General features: G+C 35.2%; 23 protein-coding genes, 1 tRNA gene and 1 pseudogene. 7 read left to right on the forward strand and 18 right to left on the reverse strand.

Going from position 1 to position 21,607, the window contains the following annotated elements:
* Positions 1 to 2: 2 nt before the first annotated feature.
* Positions 3 to 950 carry a 50S ribosomal protein L3 gene (locus QEN48_RS06960; protein WP_280108179.1) on the reverse strand — a complete coding sequence of 316 codons (948 nt, stop codon included), beginning with the start codon at positions 948 to 950 and terminating at the stop codon, positions 3 to 5.
* A 13-nt stretch (positions 951 to 963) separates the two neighbouring features.
* Positions 964 to 1,797: a putative RNA uridine N3 methyltransferase gene (locus tag QEN48_RS06965; protein ID WP_280108180.1), complete on the reverse strand. Its 834-nt coding sequence runs from the start codon at positions 1,795 to 1,797 to the stop codon at positions 964 to 966.
* Positions 1,798 to 1,969: 172 nt separating this feature from the next.
* On the opposite strand from QEN48_RS06965, the gene QEN48_RS06970 reads away from it, so the two are divergent.
* Positions 1,970 to 2,821, forward strand: coding sequence for a hypothetical protein (locus tag QEN48_RS06970; protein WP_280108181.1), 852 nt, complete (start codon positions 1,970 to 1,972; stop codon positions 2,819 to 2,821).
* Positions 2,822 to 2,840: 19 nt separating this feature from the next.
* Here the strand turns inward: QEN48_RS06970 and QEN48_RS06975 are convergent, their stop codons facing one another.
* The 4 genes from QEN48_RS06975 to glyA form a co-directional block, all read right to left on the reverse strand.
* Complete coding sequence (locus tag QEN48_RS06975; protein ID WP_280108182.1) at positions 2,841 to 3,947, reverse strand: Xaa-Pro peptidase family protein; 1,107 nt, start codon at positions 3,945 to 3,947, stop codon at positions 2,841 to 2,843.
* Positions 3,948 to 4,263: 316 nt separating this feature from the next.
* Entirely contained in the window at positions 4,264 to 5,142 is an 879-nt protein-coding gene (locus QEN48_RS06980; protein WP_280108183.1) for a coiled-coil protein, read from the reverse strand.
* The gene (gene serB / locus QEN48_RS06985) at positions 5,136 to 5,789 is read right to left on the reverse strand and encodes a phosphoserine phosphatase SerB (RefSeq protein WP_280108184.1); all 654 of its coding nucleotides are present in this window, start codon (positions 5,787 to 5,789) and stop codon (positions 5,136 to 5,138) included. Before serB ends, QEN48_RS06980 begins: the two co-directional genes overlap by 7 nt.
* Positions 5,786 to 7,066, reverse strand: coding sequence for a serine hydroxymethyltransferase (gene glyA / locus QEN48_RS06990; RefSeq protein ID WP_280108185.1), 1,281 nt, complete (start codon positions 7,064 to 7,066; stop codon positions 5,786 to 5,788). Before glyA ends, serB begins: the two co-directional genes overlap by 4 nt.
* Positions 7,067 to 7,614: 548 nt before the next feature.
* On the opposite strand from glyA, the gene QEN48_RS06995 reads away from it, so the two are divergent.
* The 3 genes from QEN48_RS06995 (at position 7,615) to QEN48_RS07005 (ending at position 9,479) form a co-directional block, all read left to right on the forward strand.
* A complete protein-coding gene (locus QEN48_RS06995) occupies positions 7,615 to 7,866 on the forward strand; it encodes a winged helix-turn-helix domain-containing protein (protein ID WP_280108186.1) in 252 nt (83 codons plus the stop codon).
* A 144-nt stretch (positions 7,867 to 8,010) separates the two neighbouring features.
* Positions 8,011 to 8,883, forward strand: a complete 873-nt coding sequence (locus tag QEN48_RS07000; RefSeq protein WP_280108187.1) for an ARMT1-like domain-containing protein — start codon at positions 8,011 to 8,013, stop codon at positions 8,881 to 8,883.
* 8 nt (positions 8,884 to 8,891) lie between these two features.
* Positions 8,892 to 9,479, forward strand: a complete 588-nt coding sequence (locus tag QEN48_RS07005; protein WP_280108188.1) for an HD domain-containing protein — start codon at positions 8,892 to 8,894, stop codon at positions 9,477 to 9,479.
* 76 nt (positions 9,480 to 9,555) lie between these two features.
* Here the strand turns inward: QEN48_RS07005 and QEN48_RS07975 are convergent.
* Positions 9,556 to 9,666: pseudogene (locus QEN48_RS07975) on the reverse strand (MTH865 family protein); the annotation flags it as partial.
* Positions 9,667 to 9,905: 239 nt separating this feature from the next.
* Between QEN48_RS07975 and QEN48_RS07010 the strand changes: the two are divergent.
* Entirely contained in the window at positions 9,906 to 10,667 is a 762-nt protein-coding gene (locus QEN48_RS07010) for an ArsR family transcriptional regulator (protein WP_280108189.1), read from the forward strand.
* Positions 10,668 to 10,757: 90 nt separating this feature from the next.
* Here QEN48_RS07010 and QEN48_RS07015 read toward each other — a convergent pair whose 3' ends face one another.
* Together QEN48_RS07015 and thyX are read right to left on the reverse strand one after the other, a co-directional pair.
* Positions 10,758 to 11,120, reverse strand: coding sequence for a CBS domain-containing protein (locus QEN48_RS07015; RefSeq protein WP_280108190.1), 363 nt, complete (start codon positions 11,118 to 11,120; stop codon positions 10,758 to 10,760).
* Positions 11,121 to 11,362: 242 nt separating this feature from the next.
* On the reverse strand, positions 11,363 to 12,238 hold the full coding sequence (gene thyX / locus QEN48_RS07020; protein WP_280108191.1) for an FAD-dependent thymidylate synthase: 876 nt from the start codon (positions 12,236 to 12,238) through the stop codon (positions 11,363 to 11,365).
* Between the two features lie 220 nt (positions 12,239 to 12,458).
* Here thyX and nikR point away from each other — a divergent pair, with 220 nt between their 5' ends.
* Positions 12,459 to 12,875, forward strand: coding sequence for a nickel-responsive transcriptional regulator NikR (gene nikR, locus QEN48_RS07025; RefSeq protein WP_280108192.1), 417 nt, complete (start codon positions 12,459 to 12,461; stop codon positions 12,873 to 12,875).
* Between the two features lie 75 nt (positions 12,876 to 12,950).
* On the opposite strand, the gene QEN48_RS07030 is transcribed toward nikR, so the two are convergent.
* From QEN48_RS07030 to QEN48_RS07065, 8 genes are all read right to left on the reverse strand, one after another.
* Positions 12,951 to 13,703 (reverse strand): MBL fold metallo-hydrolase, encoded by a 753-nt coding sequence (locus tag QEN48_RS07030; RefSeq protein WP_280108193.1) that lies wholly within the window; start codon positions 13,701 to 13,703, stop codon positions 12,951 to 12,953.
* Between the two features lie 4 nt (positions 13,704 to 13,707).
* On the reverse strand, positions 13,708 to 14,625 hold the full coding sequence (locus QEN48_RS07035; RefSeq protein WP_280108194.1) for a malate dehydrogenase: 918 nt from the start codon (positions 14,623 to 14,625) through the stop codon (positions 13,708 to 13,710).
* A gap of 31 nt (positions 14,626 to 14,656) precedes the next feature.
* The gene (locus QEN48_RS07040; protein ID WP_280108195.1) at positions 14,657 to 15,634 is read right to left on the reverse strand and encodes a methionine synthase; all 978 of its coding nucleotides are present in this window, start codon (positions 15,632 to 15,634) and stop codon (positions 14,657 to 14,659) included.
* Positions 15,624 to 16,580, reverse strand: a complete 957-nt coding sequence (locus QEN48_RS07045; RefSeq protein ID WP_280108196.1) for a hypothetical protein — start codon at positions 16,578 to 16,580, stop codon at positions 15,624 to 15,626. The genes QEN48_RS07040 and QEN48_RS07045 overlap by 11 nt, the downstream gene beginning before the upstream one ends.
* Positions 16,581 to 16,864: 284 nt before the next feature.
* Positions 16,865 to 17,266 (reverse strand): toprim domain-containing protein, encoded by a 402-nt coding sequence (locus QEN48_RS07050; protein WP_280108197.1) that lies wholly within the window; start codon positions 17,264 to 17,266, stop codon positions 16,865 to 16,867.
* Positions 17,220 to 18,530, reverse strand: a complete 1,311-nt coding sequence (gene pyrC / locus QEN48_RS07055; RefSeq protein WP_280108198.1) for a dihydroorotase — start codon at positions 18,528 to 18,530, stop codon at positions 17,220 to 17,222. The genes QEN48_RS07050 and pyrC overlap by 47 nt, the downstream gene beginning before the upstream one ends.
* Positions 18,517 to 19,122 carry a TIGR00296 family protein gene (locus QEN48_RS07060; protein ID WP_280108199.1) on the reverse strand — a complete coding sequence of 202 codons (606 nt, stop codon included), beginning with the start codon at positions 19,120 to 19,122 and terminating at the stop codon, positions 18,517 to 18,519. Before QEN48_RS07060 ends, pyrC begins: the two co-directional genes overlap by 14 nt.
* A 226-nt stretch (positions 19,123 to 19,348) precedes the next feature.
* Positions 19,349 to 19,453 (reverse strand) — tRNA-Met (locus QEN48_RS07065).
* 252 nt (positions 19,454 to 19,705) lie between these two features.
* On the opposite strand from QEN48_RS07065, the gene QEN48_RS07070 reads away from it, so the two are divergent.
* The gene (locus tag QEN48_RS07070; protein WP_280108200.1) at positions 19,706 to 19,861 is read left to right on the forward strand and encodes a hypothetical protein; all 156 of its coding nucleotides are present in this window, start codon (positions 19,706 to 19,708) and stop codon (positions 19,859 to 19,861) included.
* A gap of 102 nt (positions 19,862 to 19,963) precedes the next feature.
* Here QEN48_RS07070 and pyk read toward each other — a convergent pair whose 3' ends face one another.
* Entirely contained in the window at positions 19,964 to 21,370 is a 1,407-nt protein-coding gene (gene pyk, locus QEN48_RS07075) for a pyruvate kinase (protein WP_280108201.1), read from the reverse strand.
* Positions 21,371 to 21,607: the final 237 nt, after the last annotated feature.

Below are 21,607 nucleotides of genomic sequence, written 5' to 3' on the forward strand. Positions count from 1 at the left end.
GTTTACACCCCTTGTTTGCTTTCCGTTGAGACATGTTTTAGTTCAACCTGTCCTTCTACACCTTTGGGCCGTATTGCGTCTCGAATTCTAACCATTCTTTTTGTAGGTCCTGGTACACTGCCTTTTAGAAGTATGTATTCGTTTTCTATTTCTCCGTACTGTGTGAACCCTCCATCTGGATTGATTTTAGAGGCATCTTCATCGATCATTAATATTCTTTTGTTAAGCTCAGTTCGCTGGTGATATCCTTTCTGACCTGTCTGAGGTACTTGCCATCTTACGTGTGTTGGGTGCCATGGACCTAGGTTACCGATATGTCTTCCTTTACCTTTTCTCTGCGATTTTCTATCCTGTATTTTAACGCCCCATCTTTTAACCGGGCCTTCTGTTCCTTTTCCTTTTGTAACTGCGGAAACGTCTACGTACACTCCGTTTTCAAATATCTCTGAGACCTTGATTTTTTCTCCGAGTATTTTTTTTGCGTACTCAATTTGACTTTCCAGTGTTCCTCCTAAAGGAATCTCCATCATGTCAGGTTTCTTTTTTGGTATACCTGAGACTAATTCAGGAGAGGTCTTGATTGTCACTCTTAATTCATCAATATTTCCTTCATTACTTTCTTCTTCAATTAAATCGAATTCTTCGGCTTCTGCTTCTACCAAAGGCCTCATTCCGTGTTGAGTGTCTCTATAACCTCTGATTTTGGTCGCTATGACTTCCGGTGTCTCTATTACAGTTGCTGGAACAGATATTTCGGTTCCTTCTGTCATTGAGTTTGGTCTATCATCAACCATAACCACGTCAGTCATACCGGCTTTATAACCTACGAAGCCTAAAAGCCTGTTTTCATCTTTTTCTGGATAGGCCCTGACTCTAGGTACCTCACTCGATGATCTCTTTCTCGGGCTGTAGGCCAGTGACCCTTTTCTCGGTCTATTCTTCTTAACCATTTCTTTAACCACCTTACTTTCTATTCAAGTTCAATATCGTCAATGTGGAGTGGATTGCTTCTTCAGTTCTAACTGTCTTAGTACCTTGATCTGGAATGGTGTTTATCTCCTGGTCAACAAGGTCCATTCTTTCTGTAATATGTCTGACTCCTTTGTCTGGGGATCCAAATATAATGGCGTTTCTGTCTGTTAGATACTTATCGTTGGAGTCTTTTGTAACCACTTCTCCTTTCCTTGAAGTGGATATTATACTCCATCCTTTTTGTTTAAGCATTTGAAGCTCAGTATCTAGGTCACAGATACCTACATCAAATCCCCAATACAAGGGTACTTCATTGGGTGGGACCTTTTCCACCACTATTTTGTCATCGCAGGAAATAGTCCTGACAGTTATGCGCTGATTCTCGCTTACATCACTACAATTAGCGAGAAGGGCTGGTCGATCGAGACCGATATACACCCTTGCGCAGTAATCAGAACCTACTCTCTCATCACCAAACTTTTCTAACACAAATCCCTCTCTTATTTCGCCGACCTTTGTTTCTTTTTCAACGTTATGGCTTGGAATCTGCAGTGGCGGTATCGTACCTACGTATCTAAGGTCGTTATCCAACCCGAAAACCTTTTTCTTCAGGTATGGAGGAGTTTCTGAATATTCAAGGATTTTCTTTATCAATTTTGACTCATCATGAGCCTCATCCCTGTATATCCTTATGCTGTCAACCTTAAAAATCGCTGCAGCCCTAGCAACATACCCGATCTTTACCGTTTTAACCTTCTTGTCCCTTGACTCGACAGTTAGCGAAGAGGGGATTAGTACCCTAATCTCTTGTGCTGTTTTCTTCATCCTTTCTTTCTCCACTTAAATATTTCGTATACAAACAGGAAATAACTCGAAAATCTCTTTTTTTCACAAAAAGAAACACAATTAAATCAAACCTTCAATCAAAATATATCTAAAAACAAATAGTTTTTATGCACAAAACAAACCTAATACTTAAATTAATCCAAAAACCGAGGTGGTTAATTTACACTGCAAAGTATGGGTCCCAGGACATATATCATGTTTCTTTGAGGCATTTATCAATAATTCATTAAATAAAACCGGCTCTACAGGTGCTGGAATAAATCTAGATAAAGGTTTATTCGTCGAAGTTAATATCGAAGAATCCAGTGATACATTAATTAATTGTAGTGGCACAGGAGAGTTAGCTATCAAAAAACTGTTAGAGAGAGAAGACAGGACGTATAAAATTGATGTTAGTTATGAATATGAACTTCCAACCGGCATGGGTTTTGGAATGAGTGGTGCCGAAGCCCTAGGAAGTGTTATAGCCGTTTCAAAAGCAATTAACCTACCCACCACAATAAACAGGTTAGCAAGAACTGCTCATCACGCTGAAGTAGAATTGATGAGTGGTTTAGGAGATGTTGGAGCACAACTACAACAAGGAGTCACAATAAACACCAAGCCTGGCACACCCGGAAAAGGCGGAGCCGACCGTATTATAACTAGAGATAGAGAGATATACATAGCGACATTAGACAGAATAAACACCTCCTCAATATTAAAAGACGAAAAAACACTCGAAAAAATAAACTATTCAGGCCGAAACAAACTTAAAAAACTATTAAAGAAACCAACACTAAACAAGATGACTGAGTTAGGTCGGGATTTCAGTAAGGAAACAGGTATAGCGCCACAAAAAATCGAGAAAATCCTAGACGAATTAAAAAGTGAAGGAGTAAACGCTAGCATGGCGATGATAGGCCAAACAATCTTTGCATTTGAAAAACCGGAATTGATTTCAGAACATGGTGAACTAATAGAAACAAAAATAGCATTAACCGGCCCCAAAATCATTGATTAACAAAAATAATTAACATAAACTAGATATAGAACTCCTTATCAAAGCTGGTTAGGTTTTTAAATGATTTTTCAGTTATTACAACCAGGTCTTCTATCCTGATTCCCCCAAAACTGGGGTCATAGATCCCTGGTTCAATCGTTACAACATGACCTTTTTTTAGTTCAGAACCTCCTTTACCGAGCCTTGGATGTTCATGTAGGTCGAGTCCAACACCATGGCCAGTTGAATGGATAAACCCTGTCTCACCACCGGTCCTAGGCGTATCATAGCCTTTGTTCTCAAAGTATTCACAAACAGCATTATGCACAACTGCACCTGTTACTCCATTCTTCTTTATTTCTTTAAAACCAATTTCCTGAGCCTTTTGTACATCTTGATAGACTTGATATGCTTTTTCGTTTTTAGTTTTAGAAAAAGTTCTCGTAATATCTCCACAATACCTGTTTTCTCTGTTTTTAGGAAATATATCAATTATTATTGGAGTTGGATCTAATACCCCTGAACCAGGTTTATGGGGACTGGCTGTCTCATTACCAGAAGAGACAATTGTATCCATTGAGATACAATTATTCCGCAACAACTCTATATTAATTTTATATCTAATGTAATCGGAAGTTAAAGGCTTATCTTTATAAAATAACTTACCTTCAACTAATTCTGATTCTTTTAAAATCTCTAAAGCTACCTCCATGCCTGATTCAGCCGTTTTCTGAACACCTTCTATATAATCAACCTCCCAGTTATCTTTAACATCTCTTAATTTAGATAGATCGATAGGAAATAAATCAAACTCACTGAGTTTTTTACTTATCTTCACCGGAAACTCATCTGGAACCCCAATTTTATTACAATCATAATCATTCAAAAGTTTTTTAATAGCGCCTAAATACCGATTCTGTTCTTCTCCAAACATCGATAAAGAACATATCTCTATATCACTGTCCTCCCTAGCTCTCTCAACCTCCATACCTGGTACAACAAGACACTCCTTTTCTTTAGTCTTAAAATAAACAAATGGATCGCCACTTAAAAAAGAGGACAGATAATACATATTAGAATTATGATAAGATTCAGAAAAAACTAATAAACAATCTAAATCTTTTTCTTCCAATAAATCCAAAACCATAACTTAAACCACCTTTTTAACATCCAACATTAATCAATATTAGACCACAAGAATATTTAAAAGAAGTTTATATCCAATATAATCGTCATAAATTAAAAACATTATTATAAAAAGGTATTTTGATTTAAATATAGCTCTTTCTATATTGTTAATTCTTTCTTTTTTAGAGATAAAAATTTTTTAGAGATAAAAATAGGTATTTTTAGGGGTTTATTTATTAAAACAAAAAGGTTTGGTCGCATTTGTTCTCCAAGCTAAATGGAGTTTGCGACCTGCAAGGAAAAGGTTACTTTTTTGGTTCAAATGTTCTATATCTTTATACGAGGCCTGCTCTCTGCAGCAACATGATGTCTTCGGTATCGAGTTTTTCGCCTTCTTGGAATTTCTGATATACTTCTTCGGCTTTTTCTTTGACTTCGTTTGTTTTTTTCTGTCTTTTTGTTTGTTGTTTTTGTGCTCTCTTTTTTTGTTTGTTTTTCTTAAGTCCTTTTATGACTTTTTTGAAGTCGTCTAAATCGTTTTTAACTTGTATAAATTGGTTGTGGTAGGAATTTGCTTTTTCCTGGGCTTCTATGAATTTTTGATGGGCTTCGTCGGCTTTGGCTCGTATTTCGTCGGCTTTATCGAAATGTTCGATCATTTTGTTGTGTTTTTCTTGTGCTTCTTCTGCGACTTCTCTAACCTCATCATGTACTACTGACGCTTTTTCTTTCAGTTCATTGAGTTCTTTGGTTTTTTCTTTCAGTTCTTCGTTGTGTTCTATTGATTCTTTTGATTTTTTGTATTGTTTTCTTAGCTCTGATATTTGATCGATGATTTCTTGTTCTCTTTCGTTGCTTAATACCTGTGTTTGCTGTTCGAATTCAAGTTCTTCAATCTGTTTTTTTACTTCTTCGGGTGATTTACCGTTATATTCGATTTCTTTTTTGATTTCATCGATTTCGTTGTGTTTTGCTCTGATTTTTTTGTTCAGTTGCTCTCGCTCTTTCTTTTTTTCCTGAACTTTCTTGTTTAACTCGTCTCTTTTTTCTTTGAATTCCTGTGCTTTTTCAACTTGTTCTCTAGCTTTATCGTTAAGTTCATTTCTTTCAGAAGAGAACTTACTGGCCTTTGAGTTGTACTCATCTCTTTTCTCTTGAAATTCAGTAACCTTTTCATCAAGATTCTCTTTTCTCTCTAACAGTCTCTCTAGCATACATTATCCCTGATTTTTAAAAGAACGTTTCTTAGATCTTTTTCATTTAAGGCTACATCAGCCTTTTTTGTTAATATGGGGCTGCTGTTAAATGCAATTGAATAGCCCGCAACCTTAAACATAGAAAGATCGTTAGCACCATCACCAACTACGATGCTACTACTATTAGTTATCTTAAGTTCACTTAAAAGCTTCTTTAAGACTTTACCTTTGCTATTGCTTTTTGTTACTGGCCCTTCAACCTGGCCCGTTGCACATCCATCTTCATAGACAAGTTCATTGGCTACTACTATGTCTATACCTAGTTTGTTTCCAATGTGTTGGGCGGCGGTTTTAAAGCTTCCAGTGATTATTGCGGTTTTGTAGCCCATTTCTTGAAGTTCTTGTATTGTTTTTTTAGCCCCATCCATTAAAGGAACTTTATCGGCGGTTTCTTTGACGTCTTTTCGGCGAATACCTTCTAGATGTTTAACTCTTTGTCTAAGTGATTCTTCGTAATTAAGCTCGCCTTCCATTGCCTTCCTGGTTATGTCTTCGATTTCTCCCTTTCTACCACATATCTCTCCAAGTTCATCTACTATCTCAGCATCTATTAAAGTGCTATCTAAATCGAAGACAACCAGTCCTTTGATTATAATCACCTTCACCTTTGTAACTCAGAAAATTCGTATGCGCCTAAACGTCCATCATAACAATAATGAACTTCATTGAATTTACCACTAAATTCTTCTACATCCTCTTTAACTTTTTCAGGTTTTTCTCCCTCGACTATAATCCTTGACATTAGTTCAGCAACTACTGACATATCGGTTTCTTTCATTCCTATTCGAGTTAATTCCTGCACTCCTAACCTGATTCCGGATGGTTCTTCAGTATTGTTTACATCGTCCCATGGCAGTATGTTCTTGTTAGCAATTATGTTAGCGTTTTCAAGTTTTTTTGCAACTGTCGCGCCACCACCATTCTCTGAAACATCGACTAACAATTGATGTGATTTAGTATATCCTTTTTCTCTCCCAAGAACGTCACATCCTTGTTTGTATAACTCCTTACCTAGTTTTTTAGCATTCTTAATTATTTGGTTAGCGTAATCTTCACCAAACTCCTTCATTTCTGCTAATGTAATCCCAAGACCAGCCATGTGATGCAGATGATGATTACTGGTCGTGCCCGGAAAAACGGCTCGCCTGATATCTTTGTCAAACTGGTTTTTATGGAGAATTATTCCACCTTGCGGACCTGGAAAAGTTTTGTGAGTACTTGCTGTCACAGCATCAACCCCATCAGCAACCGGGTCTTGAAACCTGTTTCCAGCAATTAAACCCAAAACATGAGCCGCATCATACATTATCCTAGTACCGGTTTCATCTGCTACCTCCCGGGCTTCTTTTACTGGATGAGGAAAAGGTATGACCGATGCCCCTAATATAATAAGCTCCGGCTCTAACTCCTTTATCATTTCACACATCTCTTCACTATCTATATTCAAGTTATCATCATCAAAAGGTATTTCATGTATATCGAACCCCATCAAACCAGCTGCTGAAAACTTAGAATGGGAAATATGTCCACCACTAGGTACAGACAAAGACATAACGGTGTCCCCATAATCCGCAAGCGCATCAAACGCAGCATAATTTGCTAAAACACCAGAAATCGGCCTAACATCAGCAGTTTCAGAGCCAAACACCTCAACCGCAAGTTCCTGAGTTTTTAATTCAATTTCATCTAGATATTTACAACCTTCATAAAACCTCTTACCAGGATCCCCCTCTGCATAACGATGTGAAAGATCAGATGCAGTTGCTTCCCTCGTCAGAGGTGAACTAACATTCTCACTTGCTATCATAGGCAACGAACTATCAAACCAGTTGTGATGCTCCCTAATCTTATTCCTTATAAACTTAATTTCTTCAGATTCCATTAATTATCTCCTCAATTTCAAAGCCTTACAAAAACACCGGCAATGACGACATTTTCGACATAATCCTCCACCCAAAGACGGAGGCACTCTGCCTGACTTTAGAGGGTAAACTTAACCTCCCCAACTTAAAGACAGAGGTATACAGGCTTTTCAAACAATATCATCAATCACCAGTATACACAAACCCCCTATCATTTCTCTCTCAAACCTACTTGAATTTAAAGGATGAAACCAAAAAAATAAAACTGTTCTAAACAAATCCTAAAAACATATCAACTATAAACTAATTAATTTTTGAAAAAAGATTTTTTATTATATACATAAACTTTCTTTTTGAGAAAGTCCATTTATCCCTCTCTCTAATGAGGAGAGAGCTTACTGGTTTTACAAACTTTCACAAATGTAAAACAAAGATATTAATATGTTTTAAAACATATCGCAAAATAGACCAGTAAATAGATCTCTATACTCTACATAAATTCACCATTTGGTTAAATAGCTAAAGCCATACATTATTGATGAAATTTATCTAAAAAATGATGATTAAAATGGAAAAGAATAAAGAAACCATATTACGGGCTCTAAACTACAATGACCTAACATTTCTAGAATTAGAGAAAAGAACGAATCTAAATGAAGAAACCCTAGAAAAAACACTCGATAATTTAGATAAAGAAAATCTTATCGAAAAAGTCAGAGAGGGAAAAGGAAATGAATTCAATCAATTCAAAATCACTGAAAAAGGAAAAAGAGTATATCAAAAATACATGAGGAACCATTTTGATACAGCTGAAGAATAGATAACAATAGAACATAAAGTGAACTAATAAACGGCATTATATTCCCATTAAAAAGTTATTTTCTATAAATAATTGAAATACCTTTTTTTTCATTAGGTGAAAGTTTATTTAGGTTTATTTTCTTTTGAGTTTTGGTGGTTTATTATGAAAATTGAGTTAGATTGTGTTCCCTGTTTGCTGAACAGAGTAAGATATGAGATTGAACTATCTGATGTTAATGAAGAAACCGGTTTTGAAGCAATGTCTAATGCACTTGATATTTTAGAATCCGAGTTAGATCTCGAAATGCCTGGCCATTTGATTTCTTCAGAAGTACATCGTGCAGTATACAAATCGTTGGATGATGGAGATATTTATAGAGAGAAAAAGGACCTAAGTAACCGTGTAGCTAGAAAGGTAATCAACGAACTAGATGAGGTTATAAAAGATAGTTTTGAAAAACTTGTTCTTTCAACTATTGTATCAAACTCATTTGATTTCGGTGTCATGGGTCATGAAGCTGAAGTTGGAGTTGAAGATAGGTTTAAAAAAGAAATTGTAGATGGAAAACTAACTGTTGATGAGACTGATGAAATTCAGGAAGTTGTTAAAGAAAGTGAGAAAATCGCCTACATACTTGACAACTGTGGAGAAGCTCTCTTCGATTCATTATTGATAGAGGAACTAAACAAAATTACTAAGGCTGAAATAATTCTTTTAGTAAGAGGTGAACCTATCTTTAATGACATGACTATCGATGACGCTAGAGAAATTGGTATAGATAAAAAAGTGGATAGAATTTTTGAGCTTGGTGAAAGAGCTGTTGGAGTAAACTTCAATTATCTTTCAGAAAAAACATTTGACATCTTAAATGACGTAGACCTCATCATAAGTAAAGGTATGGCTAATTATGAATCTTTAACCGAAGTTGACGATCAATACACAATCGCATATCTTTTTAAAGTTAAGTGTGAACCTGTATCTAAGTCTATTGGATATCCAGTTGGCTCCAACATAGCTAAACTAAGTAAGAAGTAAAAAAATTAATGGTAAGTATGATCAGAGACATAGATGTTGAATCGATTGAATCTTTAAAAACTATTTTTCAACTAAAAGAAGAAGATAGGGCAGGCTGGGTTTTAAGAGGGATTGAAAAACCTGAATCTGTAGCAGACCATTCTTGGGGTACAGCTATACTCTCATTATTATTCCATAATGATCTTAATTTAGTAAAATGCCTTAAAATGTCATTGGTTCACGATATAATTGAAGCGGAAACCGGCGATATAGCTAGGTCACAGATTAATGACGAAAAAGATTTAAAAAAGAAATTAGAAAAGGAAAAAAAAGCTTTAAAGAAACTTAAAGCTGAATTGGATCCAGAAATAATGGAGATATACATCGAATATAAAGAAAAGAAAACTAAAGAAGCTTTGTTCGTTAAAGACATGGACTTAATAGATATGTGTCTACAGGCCCTTATATACCAAGAGAAAAAAGATTTAGGGAATTCAAATAAACCGATTAATGGTGATTTAGATGAGTTCTTTTCAACCGCCGAATCTGAAATATCTACAAAAACAGGTATAAAACTGTATAAAGAGATAAAGAAAAAATATAATGAACTAAAGTAAGTCTATTATCAATTTCCAAAAAAAATATTTTTTTAATTAATAAAAAATAAATAAAAAATAAAAAATAATTGGTTTGTTAGAGATCTGCAGCGTTTAAAACTGTTTCTGCGACTTTTTCTGCGTTTTCGAACGGGAAGTCTTTTTCTGTTAATAGTTCTCTTGCTTCACCTGCTGTTATTTCAATATTTCCAGCAGCGCATGTTGTTTCAGCTCCTTCAGGAAAGGCATTGAGAAGTTTTTCGGGTGTTTATATAGGAAAATCAACTTTTTTTTAGTGTTCCAACTAATTGTTGCCTTATTTCTTCTTCGATCTTCATTTTAGCACCGAACAAAAAAAAATAGTTATTCATATGAAGTTTATTGTTAAAAAAATTTAGTAAAGTTATTTGTTTTGAAATAAACAAAAATATATTGAGAAGATCTGAAATGAAAACTTCAGATAGAGAACTCGAAACTGAAGGACAGTTGGACAAAATAGAAAAAGAGATTCATGAAATTAAAAACGAAATACAAGCATATAGACAACGAACAAGAAACGATATAAAACAGATCTTCGACGAAATACTATCTGATAGATGCATAAAACCAATAGCTAACAAAAGAAACTGTGAAATAAACCAAATAATAGAACTTAAACTACCTAAAGAATGCGATCTAAGAGAAATGTGCTTAAAAGAATTTTCAGATGCATTTAAAGAACTATACAACGAATTTCAAGAACAAAAAATACAAGAAATCAAGAAATTAACAGAAACAAAGAAAAAAGAACTACAAGAACTTGAAGAAGAAATGCCATACGAAAAATGTGAAAACTGTTTCGATATGGTTATAGATATGGTGGATGAAGAAATCAAATTCATTGAACAATTACACACTGATGAAATAAAAGGAGAAATCAAATACAATGGTGAAGAAATCGAAGATGAAATCGTTGACGAAATATTATCCCCTCTTTCAAATAAAGCAAGACTCAAAATACTTAACACACTCGCCAACGACAGCAAGTCATTCAGCCAACTATCAAAAATAGTCAATCTAGAAGGAGGAAACCTAATGTTCCACCTCAACCAACTGAGAGACAAAGGATTCATAGTTCAAAAACACAGAGGCGGTGAGTACTGGATGACAACAAAAGGGAAAAGAGTAATTTCAGGCCTTAGATTAATTTCAAAAAGCTGTAAAAAATAACAAAACCAAAACAAAAAAAAATAAAAAGCCTAATATATTTAAAGCTATGTTATAGGCTTATATATCAAATCTATAATTATCTTTAATTAATTATTCATTTATATCGCTTATAGACCTTAAAATACTATTTCTAACTATAAGGCCCTTCAGTTCATCTTCTTCAACCACAGGAACTCGCTCAATTTTATACTCCAACATTAATCGAATTACTTCTAGCATAGTGGCGTCAGGGGAAACTGTAACTAAATCTTTTGTCATTATTTCTGAGATTGGAAGTTCTCCCGCACCATAGAAATTTGCGAACATGATGTCTCGCATCGTTACTATTCCAACACATTCATCCCCATCGGTAATCGGAACGCCTCCTATCCCATCCCTAATCATTCTCAGAATTACGGCTGCTACCCTATCACCAGGTCTAGCTGTAATCAAGTTTTTCCTATCAACCATCATATCTTCTGCATTTACTTCACCCTCAAACATCTTTATCACCTAATTAATCATGTTTAAACATATGACAAATAACTTTCCTCTTAGAATTATCTTAAAAAAAGTTGTTTCTTTATCATTACTCAGGGCTAAGACCTCTTTCTCTTCAGGGAGAGGAGGATGTCACGCGAAGCCAACTACCCCACCTCCTACTTAGTTTATCCTTGGTTTTTGTTTGTTGAGGGTGAGGGTTTTTGTTTAGGTTGTTAATTCTTTTGTATTTCTAGTTTTACGTTGAATGAGAGGTTTATGTTATCGATGTTTAATTTTTTTTGTATTTGTTTTTCGGTTTGGGGGTTTGCTTCATATCCAAGTATTTCAGTTAGATCTATTGATATTGATTCGTTGGTTTTTAGTGATTCGAATTTTGGTTTTGTTTTGTTGATTTTGTTTTCTATCTTTTTGATTGTTTCTTTTGCTTGGTTTTTGCATTTTCCTTTACCTCTGCCTTTACATCTTCCGGTTATGCAGTGGGGTCCGGCTTTCTGGAATATTTTGGGGTATATTAGTTTACATGCTGCTAAAAGTGTGTAGGCATTGGCTCTGATTTCCCATTGGGAATCCATGCATGCACGTACGTTGAGGTAATGTAATATTGATTCTACATTCATTGCTGTGGTTAGAAATGTTTTAACTCCTATTGGTAATGCAAAACGTGCATCTTCTGGGGGTATGTCTTTTTTGAGTAGGTTTTTGTATGTTTGAGCGGCGTTTAATTGGTTTTGAATATATTCTTTCGTTTGGTCGACTCCTTTTTTTGTTATTGATGGGGGAGTTATCATGAAGGAAGGGTCTTTTGGGTTTATTTCGGTGTATCTGAGGGATTGTTGCATGTGTGCTGCCATTCTATGTCTGACGTGTTGGTGTGTGAATGAACGTGATACGTCTTTGACTTCGTAGATTATTGTTGGGAAATTGAATACTGATGAAAGCTCCATTTCTCGGCTTATTTCCATAAACTCGTTTACGTCTTTATCTTTGATTTTGTATTGGCTTGGTGGAGTTTCGGTTGTTGTTGCCATCCCACATTTTGTTAAAAGTTCCTCACCGCTGTCTGTATAATTAAGTATTGTCACCTTCATGGAATTCTTGCTCCAAAGTAGTTGTTATGTTTTTGTTTTGTTTTCTAGATATAGGTTTTGTCTGTCTCTTTTAGTTGTTTGTTGTTTTTGCTGGCAATGGGTTTATTTGGCTGTTAATCTACTTTTTGCTCGTTTTTTGGTTAGTTTTTTGTTTGGTTTTTTGTTGTGTGAGATAACTTATTTATTATTATAGAATTTTATTTTAATTGGAGTTGGTAATTTGTCGGATACTATGAGGATTGGGGTTTCAATTGATTCGAAGCTGTTGGAGAAGTTTGATGATAAGATTGAAGAGAAGATGTATGCGAATCGGTCTGAGGCGATTAGGGATTTAATTAGGGATTTTCTTGTTACGGATGAGTTGGAGTATTCCAATGAAGAGGTTATTGGGTCTTTGACATTGGTTTATTCTCATGACACTAGAGGTATATCTGATAAACTTAATCAACTTCAACATGAGGATTTTACAAACGTTCTTTCAAGTGTGCATCTTCATTTAAATGAAGATAATTGTATGGAGATTGTTGCTATACAGGGTAATTCTGATAAGATAAAAGAGATTGCTGATAAATTGATTAGTTCTAAGGGTGTTAAGCATGGTAAGCTTGTTATGACATCTTATAACGAGATAGAGTAAATCTTTTTGGGTTTTGGTTTTGTTAGGGGGTTTTTGGGTCCCTCTAATTATTTTATATGTTTGTTTTTGTGTTTTTTAGATTTTTATTGTGTCTAGGTCTTTTGGTGATTTTATTTTGATTTTTTTGGTGTCTAGTTTTTGTTTGGCTGTTTTGATTTGTTTTTTTATATCTATTTCTGGTTTGTGGTGGATTATTGCTAGTTTTTTGGTTGATGTTTTTATAGCTGTCTTTATTGCGTCTGTTACTGTTGAGTGGCCTGTTTTGTGGGCTTTTTTTTCTTCTCCTGTTGGGAATGTTGCTTCATGTATCAATAGTTCTGTGTTTTGAGCTAGTTTGTTTAGGTTTTCGCATGGTTTTGTGTCTCCTGAGTAGGTTACGTCTTTGTATCGGTAGGCGAGTGCTTGGTTTTTGTGTTTTACTTCTCGGTATTTCACTCCGTTTTCTAGTACTCCTTCGCCTGTTATCTCTTGGTATTCTATTTGGAATGGGAAGTTGAATTGGTGGGCTTTGATTATTTTTTTTATTTTCTGTATCGCTTGTGGCGTGCTGGTTATCTTGATGTTTTGTTTTTGTCCTGATAGCCATGAGGCGTGTAATAGGCCTGGTATGCCATCTATGTGGTCTGTATGTGCGTGGGTGAGTAGTATGTGGTTTATTTTGGTTAGTGGTGTGTTTGTTTTTGTTAGTTTTTGTGCGATGTCTCCTCCGCTGTCTATTAGTATGTTTTTTGGTTGTTGGTTTGTTTTTGTTTGGATGAGGATTGATGTTGATGATCTTGTTTTGGTTGGTATTGCCCATCCTGTTCCAAGAAATGTTATTTTTGTCATTGATTTAGTTTATGTTTTTTGTTGTTTCTTTGATTTCTTTTGCTGTTTGTTGTAGTTTTTGTTGGGTTTGTTTGTTTAGGTGTTTTTTTGGTATTTTTTCTATACCTGATTGCCCTAGGATTACTGGTATGCCGATTGCTGTGTTTTCTATTCCATATTCTCCTTTGAGGACTGTGGAGACGCTCATTAATCTTTTTTCATCTCTTGAGATTGCTTTTATCATTTTGTATATTGCTGCGGATGGGGCGTGGTATGCACTTCCGTTTTGTAGGTGGTTTACGATTCTTTTTCCGCTTATTTTGGTTTCTTTGATTACTTCTTGGATTTGTTTTTCTGTTAGGAATTTGTTTATTGGTATTCCTCTGATTGTTGTGTTTTTGGTTAATGGTATCATTGATTTGTTGTGTGGTCCGATTACGAGTCCATGTACGTCTTCTGGTGATACTCCGGTTTTTTCTGATAATAGTTTTTCGTATCTTGCTGTGTCGAGTTCTCCAGCCATTCCCATGATTCTTGTTCGGGGGAATTCGGTTTCTTTGTATGCTTTCCAGGTCATTGGGTCTAGTGGGTTTGTTACAACTATTATTTTTGAGTTGGGGCTGTATTTGGCTATCTGTTTTGATATTTGGGATATTATTTTTGAGTTTTCTTTGGCTAGGTCGTCTCTTGTCATTCCTTCTTTTCTTGGTTTTCCTGCTGTTATTACTACTATGTCTGAGTTTTTTGTTTCTTTGTAGTTCGTTGTTCCTTTTATTTTGGTTTCTCCATCGATTGGTGTTGTGTGGCGGAGGTCGAGAGCTTTTCCTTTTGCTAGGCCTTCGATTGCGTCTAGCATTATTAGTTCTTTTGCGATTTCTCCGTTAACTATTCGTTGGCATACTGCTGATCCTACGTTTCCTACTCCAACAACTGTTATTTTCATTTTTGGTCCATTATTTATGTAAAAAAGTGTGTTATTTTAGTTCTTTACGAATTTCTTTGGCGGCTTGGTTCATGTTTGCCATTTTTTGGTAGGCTATTTCTCTTGGCAATAGTTTTACACCACAATCTGGGTTTATCCACATCTGTTCTGGTTTGAATACCTCTAATCCTTTTTTTATATTTTGTTTTATTTGCTCGACAGTCTCTATTTCTTGGTTGTGGACATCTATACATCCATATCCAATTTCTTTAGTGAATTCATGTTGACTGAATATCTCTAGTGATTCATAATCGTTGTTTGCAAACTCTAGGGAGAATTGATCTACATCGAATTCAAGGATTTCAGGGTATATTGTTGAGAAATCACCGTAACATGCGTGCATGATTATTTTATCTATGTTAACTCCCTTTGTAACAATTCTAATGGCTTCTTCTATTATTTCTACGTCTTCTGGCCTTGTGGAAAGCGCTGGTTCATCTATCTGTATACATTTAGCACCTGCTTCTTCAAGTAGTTTAATTTCTCGGTTTATTATTTCGGATAATCGATATATTAATTCTTCACGGCTGTATACTTCGTTGAAAGACCATTCTGCGATTGTGTATGGGCTTGTTATCGGGACCTTTATGTAGGAGTTTTCTTTTACTACGTTTTTCATGAACTTGAACTCATCAACCAACATTGGTTCTGGATTTTTTAGTTCTTCTACTACGCTTGGTTTGTTGAAATAGTTGTTGCCCCATACTCTGACAGGTCCATGGAATTTGTAGCCCGGTATCATTTCAGCGAAATATTCTACCATTTCTTCTCTCCGCATCTCACCGTCATTTAATATATCGATTCCTGCTCTTTGATGTTCATTGATTATAAGCCGGCAGGCATCGTCTTCAGCTTCTTTTAAAACTTCTTTAGAAACTTCTCCATCTTTATAGAGGTCGTTAACTCGGTTAAGCCATTTAGGTTTTGGGTAACTACCGATTATTGTTGTAGGTAATAGTTTATCGATCATTAAAGTCACTTCCTAAAAACTTTATTTTCTCAAGCATTATTTTCCATGGAAGGAAATCTAGCCCTGTATCGGTGGTTATGTAGAGTTTTTCTGGAGAGGTATTGGTTAATATCTTGTCGATTTTTTTATCAACAGATTTTTTAGACTCTATTTTAGTGTTTTTTGCAGTTACAATTCCCGCGTTAATGTTCTTATCGACTCCATACTCTGTTATAGCGCTCCAATTTTCGTTATTATCCGTTAAATCCAATCCAATACAATCGCATTTATCTAAAAGACTTGGGTATATGTCTTTTATTCCACCAAAGTACGTGTGGAGCTGTAGTTCAATATCAATTGAATTATAAATTCTTTCTATAGGATTTAGATCAAGTGTTCTATCGGTTGTAGCTATAAATGGCTCATCGATTTGAATTGTTTTGGCTCCAGCCTCCTCCAACCTATGGATTTCATTGATGATGATTTCAGTTATTTTTTCCATCATCTCTTCATCTGAGTCATAGTGCTGGTTTTCCAGTAGGTCACTGAATGTTAAGGGACCTGGTAAGATTGGTTTAACCGGTTTATCTGTTATTTTAACTGTTTTTTTATATTCTTCGGTAACTATATCGCTGGTTTTTAAATCAGATTTTACAGATGGCCTTCTATAAAACCTATTAGTGTTGTAGTATCTGATTAATCCACCCATCTCGATACCCTGTATTTTGGTTGCTGGATATGCGAGTAGGTCGTCCCAGTGGAGCTGGCCTTCAGTTATCAAGTCAGTTTCTGCGTTTTCTTGAATTTCAACAATTTCTTTACGTGCACTTGATATCTCTTCCCTCAATTCTTTCCTGACTTCATCTGCCATACCTTCTTTTTGTAGTCCGCCAGTTTTTTTATAGGCATCGATTAAGTAGTCCGGTCGGGGGAAAAACCCCGAGTTCGTTGTTACTAATTCTGTCAAGTTTTCTCCTCCTTAATAAAACAATATATAGGTTTTTCAAACTACCGTCGTTATCCAGAATATCTAAGTTATATACTATTTTATTCAATTGACATAGTTTCTGGTCACCTTATATAGGCAGTTTGATTTTCAGGGTTAAACAAAAATCCTGTAGGTGCATGACCTCATTATCTCTCAAGAAATATATAGTTAAGTTGGGTTGGGTATTCTATTTTAAAACTTAAAGGAAGACGCATTAGCTCCAGCTCTAGATAATTTGATATTGGTTAGTTGTTTTTTTTTGTTTATTTTAAGTTGTATTGTTTTTTTATGTTGTTTAGGAATTGGTAGAGGGATTCGACGTCGTTTATTTCTTTTAGTAACATTGCTTTCAGTCTTCTTCGATAGATGTCGTTTGGTGTGACTCCATATCTTTCTAATACTTTATGTAGTTGTTTTGAGAGTTTGTCTCCATGTGGGTCCCAATCTGTTAGTATTATTGCTTCGTTATGTTTTCTGGATATTTTTTCTGCGATTGTTGATAATGGTTGGGCGTTTTCTGCGACTGTTATTAATTCGTTGTCAATTTCTAGATTTCTTAGTGATTTACGGTCGTTTTTTCCTTCGACTAATATTACTTTTTTTTCGTTTCGTAGTCTTTTAATTAGTTTTTGTATTCTTTCGGCTTTTTCTATTTCCTTGTTCAATCTCTTCACCTATTTTTTCTCTAAAACCAGATTTTTTATATATTACTTTACCTCTGAGCATTGTTTTTTGTGGGAATATTGCTCTACGTCCGTTATAGGGTGTCCAACCACATTTGCTGTAAAGCATGTTCTTTTTTATTCTTGTAATGTCATTGAAATCCATGAATATTAGGTCTGCGTCCATTCCTTTTTGTATATATCCTTTATCTAAACCAAATATATCGCTTGGTTTTTCACATAAAGTTGTTACGAAACGTTTAAGTGATAAATTTCTTTTTTTAACGTGATAAGCTAGTTGTGGAACCATTGTTTGGACTCCAGGAACTCCTGATGGAGCTTTCCAGAAATCTTGTTCCTTTTCGTTGTAGGTATGTGGGGCGTGGTCTGAAACAATTACATCTATTTTGCCTGAGTTAAGGGCTTGCCATAACTGAGCTCTGTTTTTACGACCTCTAATTGGGGGGTTTGTTTTTACGTAACTCCCTTTAGAGTTGATTTCAGTTTTAGTTAGCAATAGGTGGTGTGGGGTGACTTCGACGGTTGGTTTTTCTGGAATATGTTTTAATGTTCTGGCTGAACTTATGTGGCAGAAATGAAGAGGTGGTTTGTTCTCGTTTTCTCTATATTTTTCTAGAGTTATCTTAACAGCTTTTTCTTCAGCTTTAGGTGGCCTAGAGTCTGGGTAATTTGATTTCCTGGTTTTTTTATATCTCTTTAACCCTTTCTTAACAAGTTCTTCATCCTCTGCGTGGATTGTTAAAACTTTGTCTGTAGTCTCTACTGCTTTTAATAAGCCATCTAGGTCTTCATACCTTACATGTAAGTCGTTTCCACCGGCAAGAAAGGTCTCTCCAAAACCAGAAACTAAATCGGAAAGGCCTGATATATCAGAATGAATTGCTACAGCTCCATTTATACCATAATCTACAAATGAACTTGATTTGGCTTTCTTTTTTTTCTTGATATATGTCTTTTTAGAATCTGTAGGTGGTGATGTGTTGGGTTGTTCAATGACTGTGGTAACGCCTCCGGCTGCTGCGGCTTTGGAGCCTGTTTCCCATGTTTCTTTATCACTTAACTCCATATCCCTAAAATGAACATGTATGTCTATTGCGCCGGGAAGGACAATCATCCCACTAGCGTCTATAAAATCTCCTTTAAGACCTGTTTTCTTTATTTTAGTTATTTTACCTTGTTGTATTCCAATTTCAGCTTCAACTAAACGTCCTTTATAATAAATCTTACCGCCTTTAACAACCTTCATCTATATCTATCTCCTTAACCTCTCCACCAGGCTTATCTTCCATAAAAATCTGTCCCTTGAACTTCTGCACCTTTGTATCTGGATCGAGCCAAGCATCAGGTAATAAACCAGCCTTCATACATGTTTCAGACAAGAACTCCATTGGCCCCCATGAATGTTCCACAGCTACCTGCGGTAATAAAAGACCTCTACGCGCCCCCGAACTAACTATCAAACCATGTTTACCAACCTCTATCTCCCCTAATAAATCCCTACCACTTTTTTCAACCTCAACAGGCCTAGTTAAAAAAGTAATTTCAATCACAGAGTTTTCAAATTCCTCTTTAGACATCTCAGGAAAACGAGGATCATTAAAAGCCGCACCAATAGCAGAATCCAACAAAGCCTGTTTCAACTCCTGTTCCGGATAAGGACGGCCGATACAACCTCTCAAATCACCATCCTTACGAATAGTAACAAAAACACCTCTTTTTTCATTAAAAACAGATGGTATATCTAACTCATCCCAATCAAATTCAGCGTTAACTAACTTTGATTCAATACAACCTCTCACAAGCTTAACTCCAACCTCAGCTTCATCCAAATCTAACATAGAAACTCACTACAAACAAATATATCTTGATTGAATTTGATAACTTTTGCCATACAAAAACCATCCAGGCCCTAAAAAAAATCCTCAAAACACATGTTATAGATTAATACATTCAATTAACCATCGCTTAGTTTTAATAGATTCAATTAAAGGAAAAAGTTATTTGACTTATAATGTGGAAACCTACCATATATTCTGATTGAAGAAATCATGGTAAAAAAGGGTATGCCGGGGACGGGCTTCGAACCCGTGACCTCTGCATGTCTTAGGAAAAACTTGGCCTGTAGTTTCCTTATGAGTGCAGCGCTCTAACCAGCTAAGCCACCCCGGCACAACAACAAGCCATATGAACTGTATTCTTATTTTCCTTCGACCACTAATAACCTTTCGATGGCCATACCATGATTGCTATTCAGTGAGATCTTTAGTGGCCTAAAGAAATAAGGGTATTATATTGCTCTATCAAATTTTTTATAAAAGTTAAGAAGATTATCTGTGAACAAGTTTTTTTAAGTTTTTTACTTTCAGTTATCTCCCTTGGAAAGTGCAATGGTGTTTAGTTGTATATTATATCTTGATTCATATGAAGACTGAAACTTTTGAAAGACTGGCTAGTAGGGCTAGAGAATATCAACAGCCCAATAGAAGCAGTCAGTTTAAAAAGAATGTTCATAACAACAACTCGATTGTTTTTCCTACTGAATTTGGAAATGAACTTGAGATAATAGAGATAAAGTAACAACGGATAATATAAAGAAGTTTATTTAGACTGCTTCAATTAAGGCATGACCCAGATATTTCCTTTTCCCCACTCCCCCATCCCCTCTATATGGTAGGACTTTTATCTTGGGTCATGCCGATTATATTTTCTATTTGTTTTATTTAGTTTTAGTTCGTTTATTTTATGTATTTCGATTATGTTGTCCCCTTCTTGGTCTAAAGGTTTTTTAGAAGTTGATGTAAATAGAACGGTGTCTTCTCTATCGATGTAGCCTTTTTTCTTCAATTCGCCTGCAACATACAAGATTGGGTTTTTTTGGTTAAGGTAGTTTTTTTGTATTGTCTGTACACCGTAAACGATTTTCTGTTTTCTAAATACACTGTGGTATGGGGTGACGGTGATTATTGGTTGTTTTATTCTAAAACGACTTATCATTCTTGAGGTATATCCTGTTTTTGATAAGGCGACTACTTTGTCGATATCCATGTCTTGACATAAACGATATACCGCTTTACTTATAGACTCTGGTATTTTTTTAGATCTAACTCCATTAATTTCTTTTTTTATTGCAGGCTCAATTTCTTTTGAAATTTTTTTAATCATTCTCACAGATTTAACAGGATATTTACCTATAGAGGTTTCACCTGACAACATTATTGCATCGGTTCCATCTAATATAGCGTTTGCAGCATCGCTTACTTCAGCTCGAGTTGGGGTTGGTTTTTCGATCATAGATTCAAGGACCTCGGTTGCAGTGATTACTGGAACGCCATGTTTATTTGATATTTTAATCATTTTTTTCTGAGCTAATGGAACTTTTTCAAGAGAGACCTCAATACCTAAATCCCCTCTTGCAACCATAACACAATCAACTATATCAACAATCTCCTTGAAGTTCTCCAAACCTCTTTTATTCTCAATCTTAGCTATCACTCCAGATTCATTATTCAACATAGATTTAAGTTTAACTATATCCTGTTTATTCCTAGTAAATGAGAGTGCATAATAATCAACACCGAGTTCTAAACCATGTTTTATCAAACTCCGATCTCGCTCTGTAAAAGTAGGTGTTTCAACCTCAAGGTCTGGGAAATTAATACCTTTACCATCATAAACAACGCCTTCTCCCAAACTTTCTAAAATAACTGAATCTATTTTCTTCTCTACAACCTCAGTTTCAATCTCACCATTATCTATATAAACCCTATCACCAACAGAAATCTGATTATAAAAATCATGATTAAAATAAAAACTATAGTCTTTATTGAAACCAACTTCAAACTCACTACCTACAACCAAGTTTTTTGATTTCTCACCATTCAACCTTACCTCAGGACCTTTTAAATCAAAAACAATTGGTGCATCAGTACTCTCCCTCACAACATCATAAATATAGGAATATTCATTTCGGTTGCCATAAGCAGTGTTTACTCTAAAACAATCAACGCCCACATTACATAATGCTTTTATTTTATCCGGCTTATTCGTTGAAGGCCCAACCGTAGCTAATATTTTAGTTTTAGTCAACTGAAACCATCCCATTTATCCAATTTAATCCAAATTAAAGGATCTATCTAAATATCTATCATTAGGTTAATTTAACTTTTTCAGACTAACTCTCAATCCTTAAGGAGCAATACAAAAAGAGAGTCGGCAAGATAAGCAAATTTTTGAGGTAATTTATAACATTAATTACTATTGTTTGCAAAATTTAGTGGTTTAAGTTAAAACTAAGCTTGAAATAGGAGTTAGGTTTTGAATTTA

The organism is Methanonatronarchaeum sp. AMET-Sl, from assembly GCF_029854155.1.
Classification (GTDB): domain Archaea; phylum Halobacteriota; class Methanonatronarchaeia; order Methanonatronarchaeales; family Methanonatronarchaeaceae; genus Methanonatronarchaeum.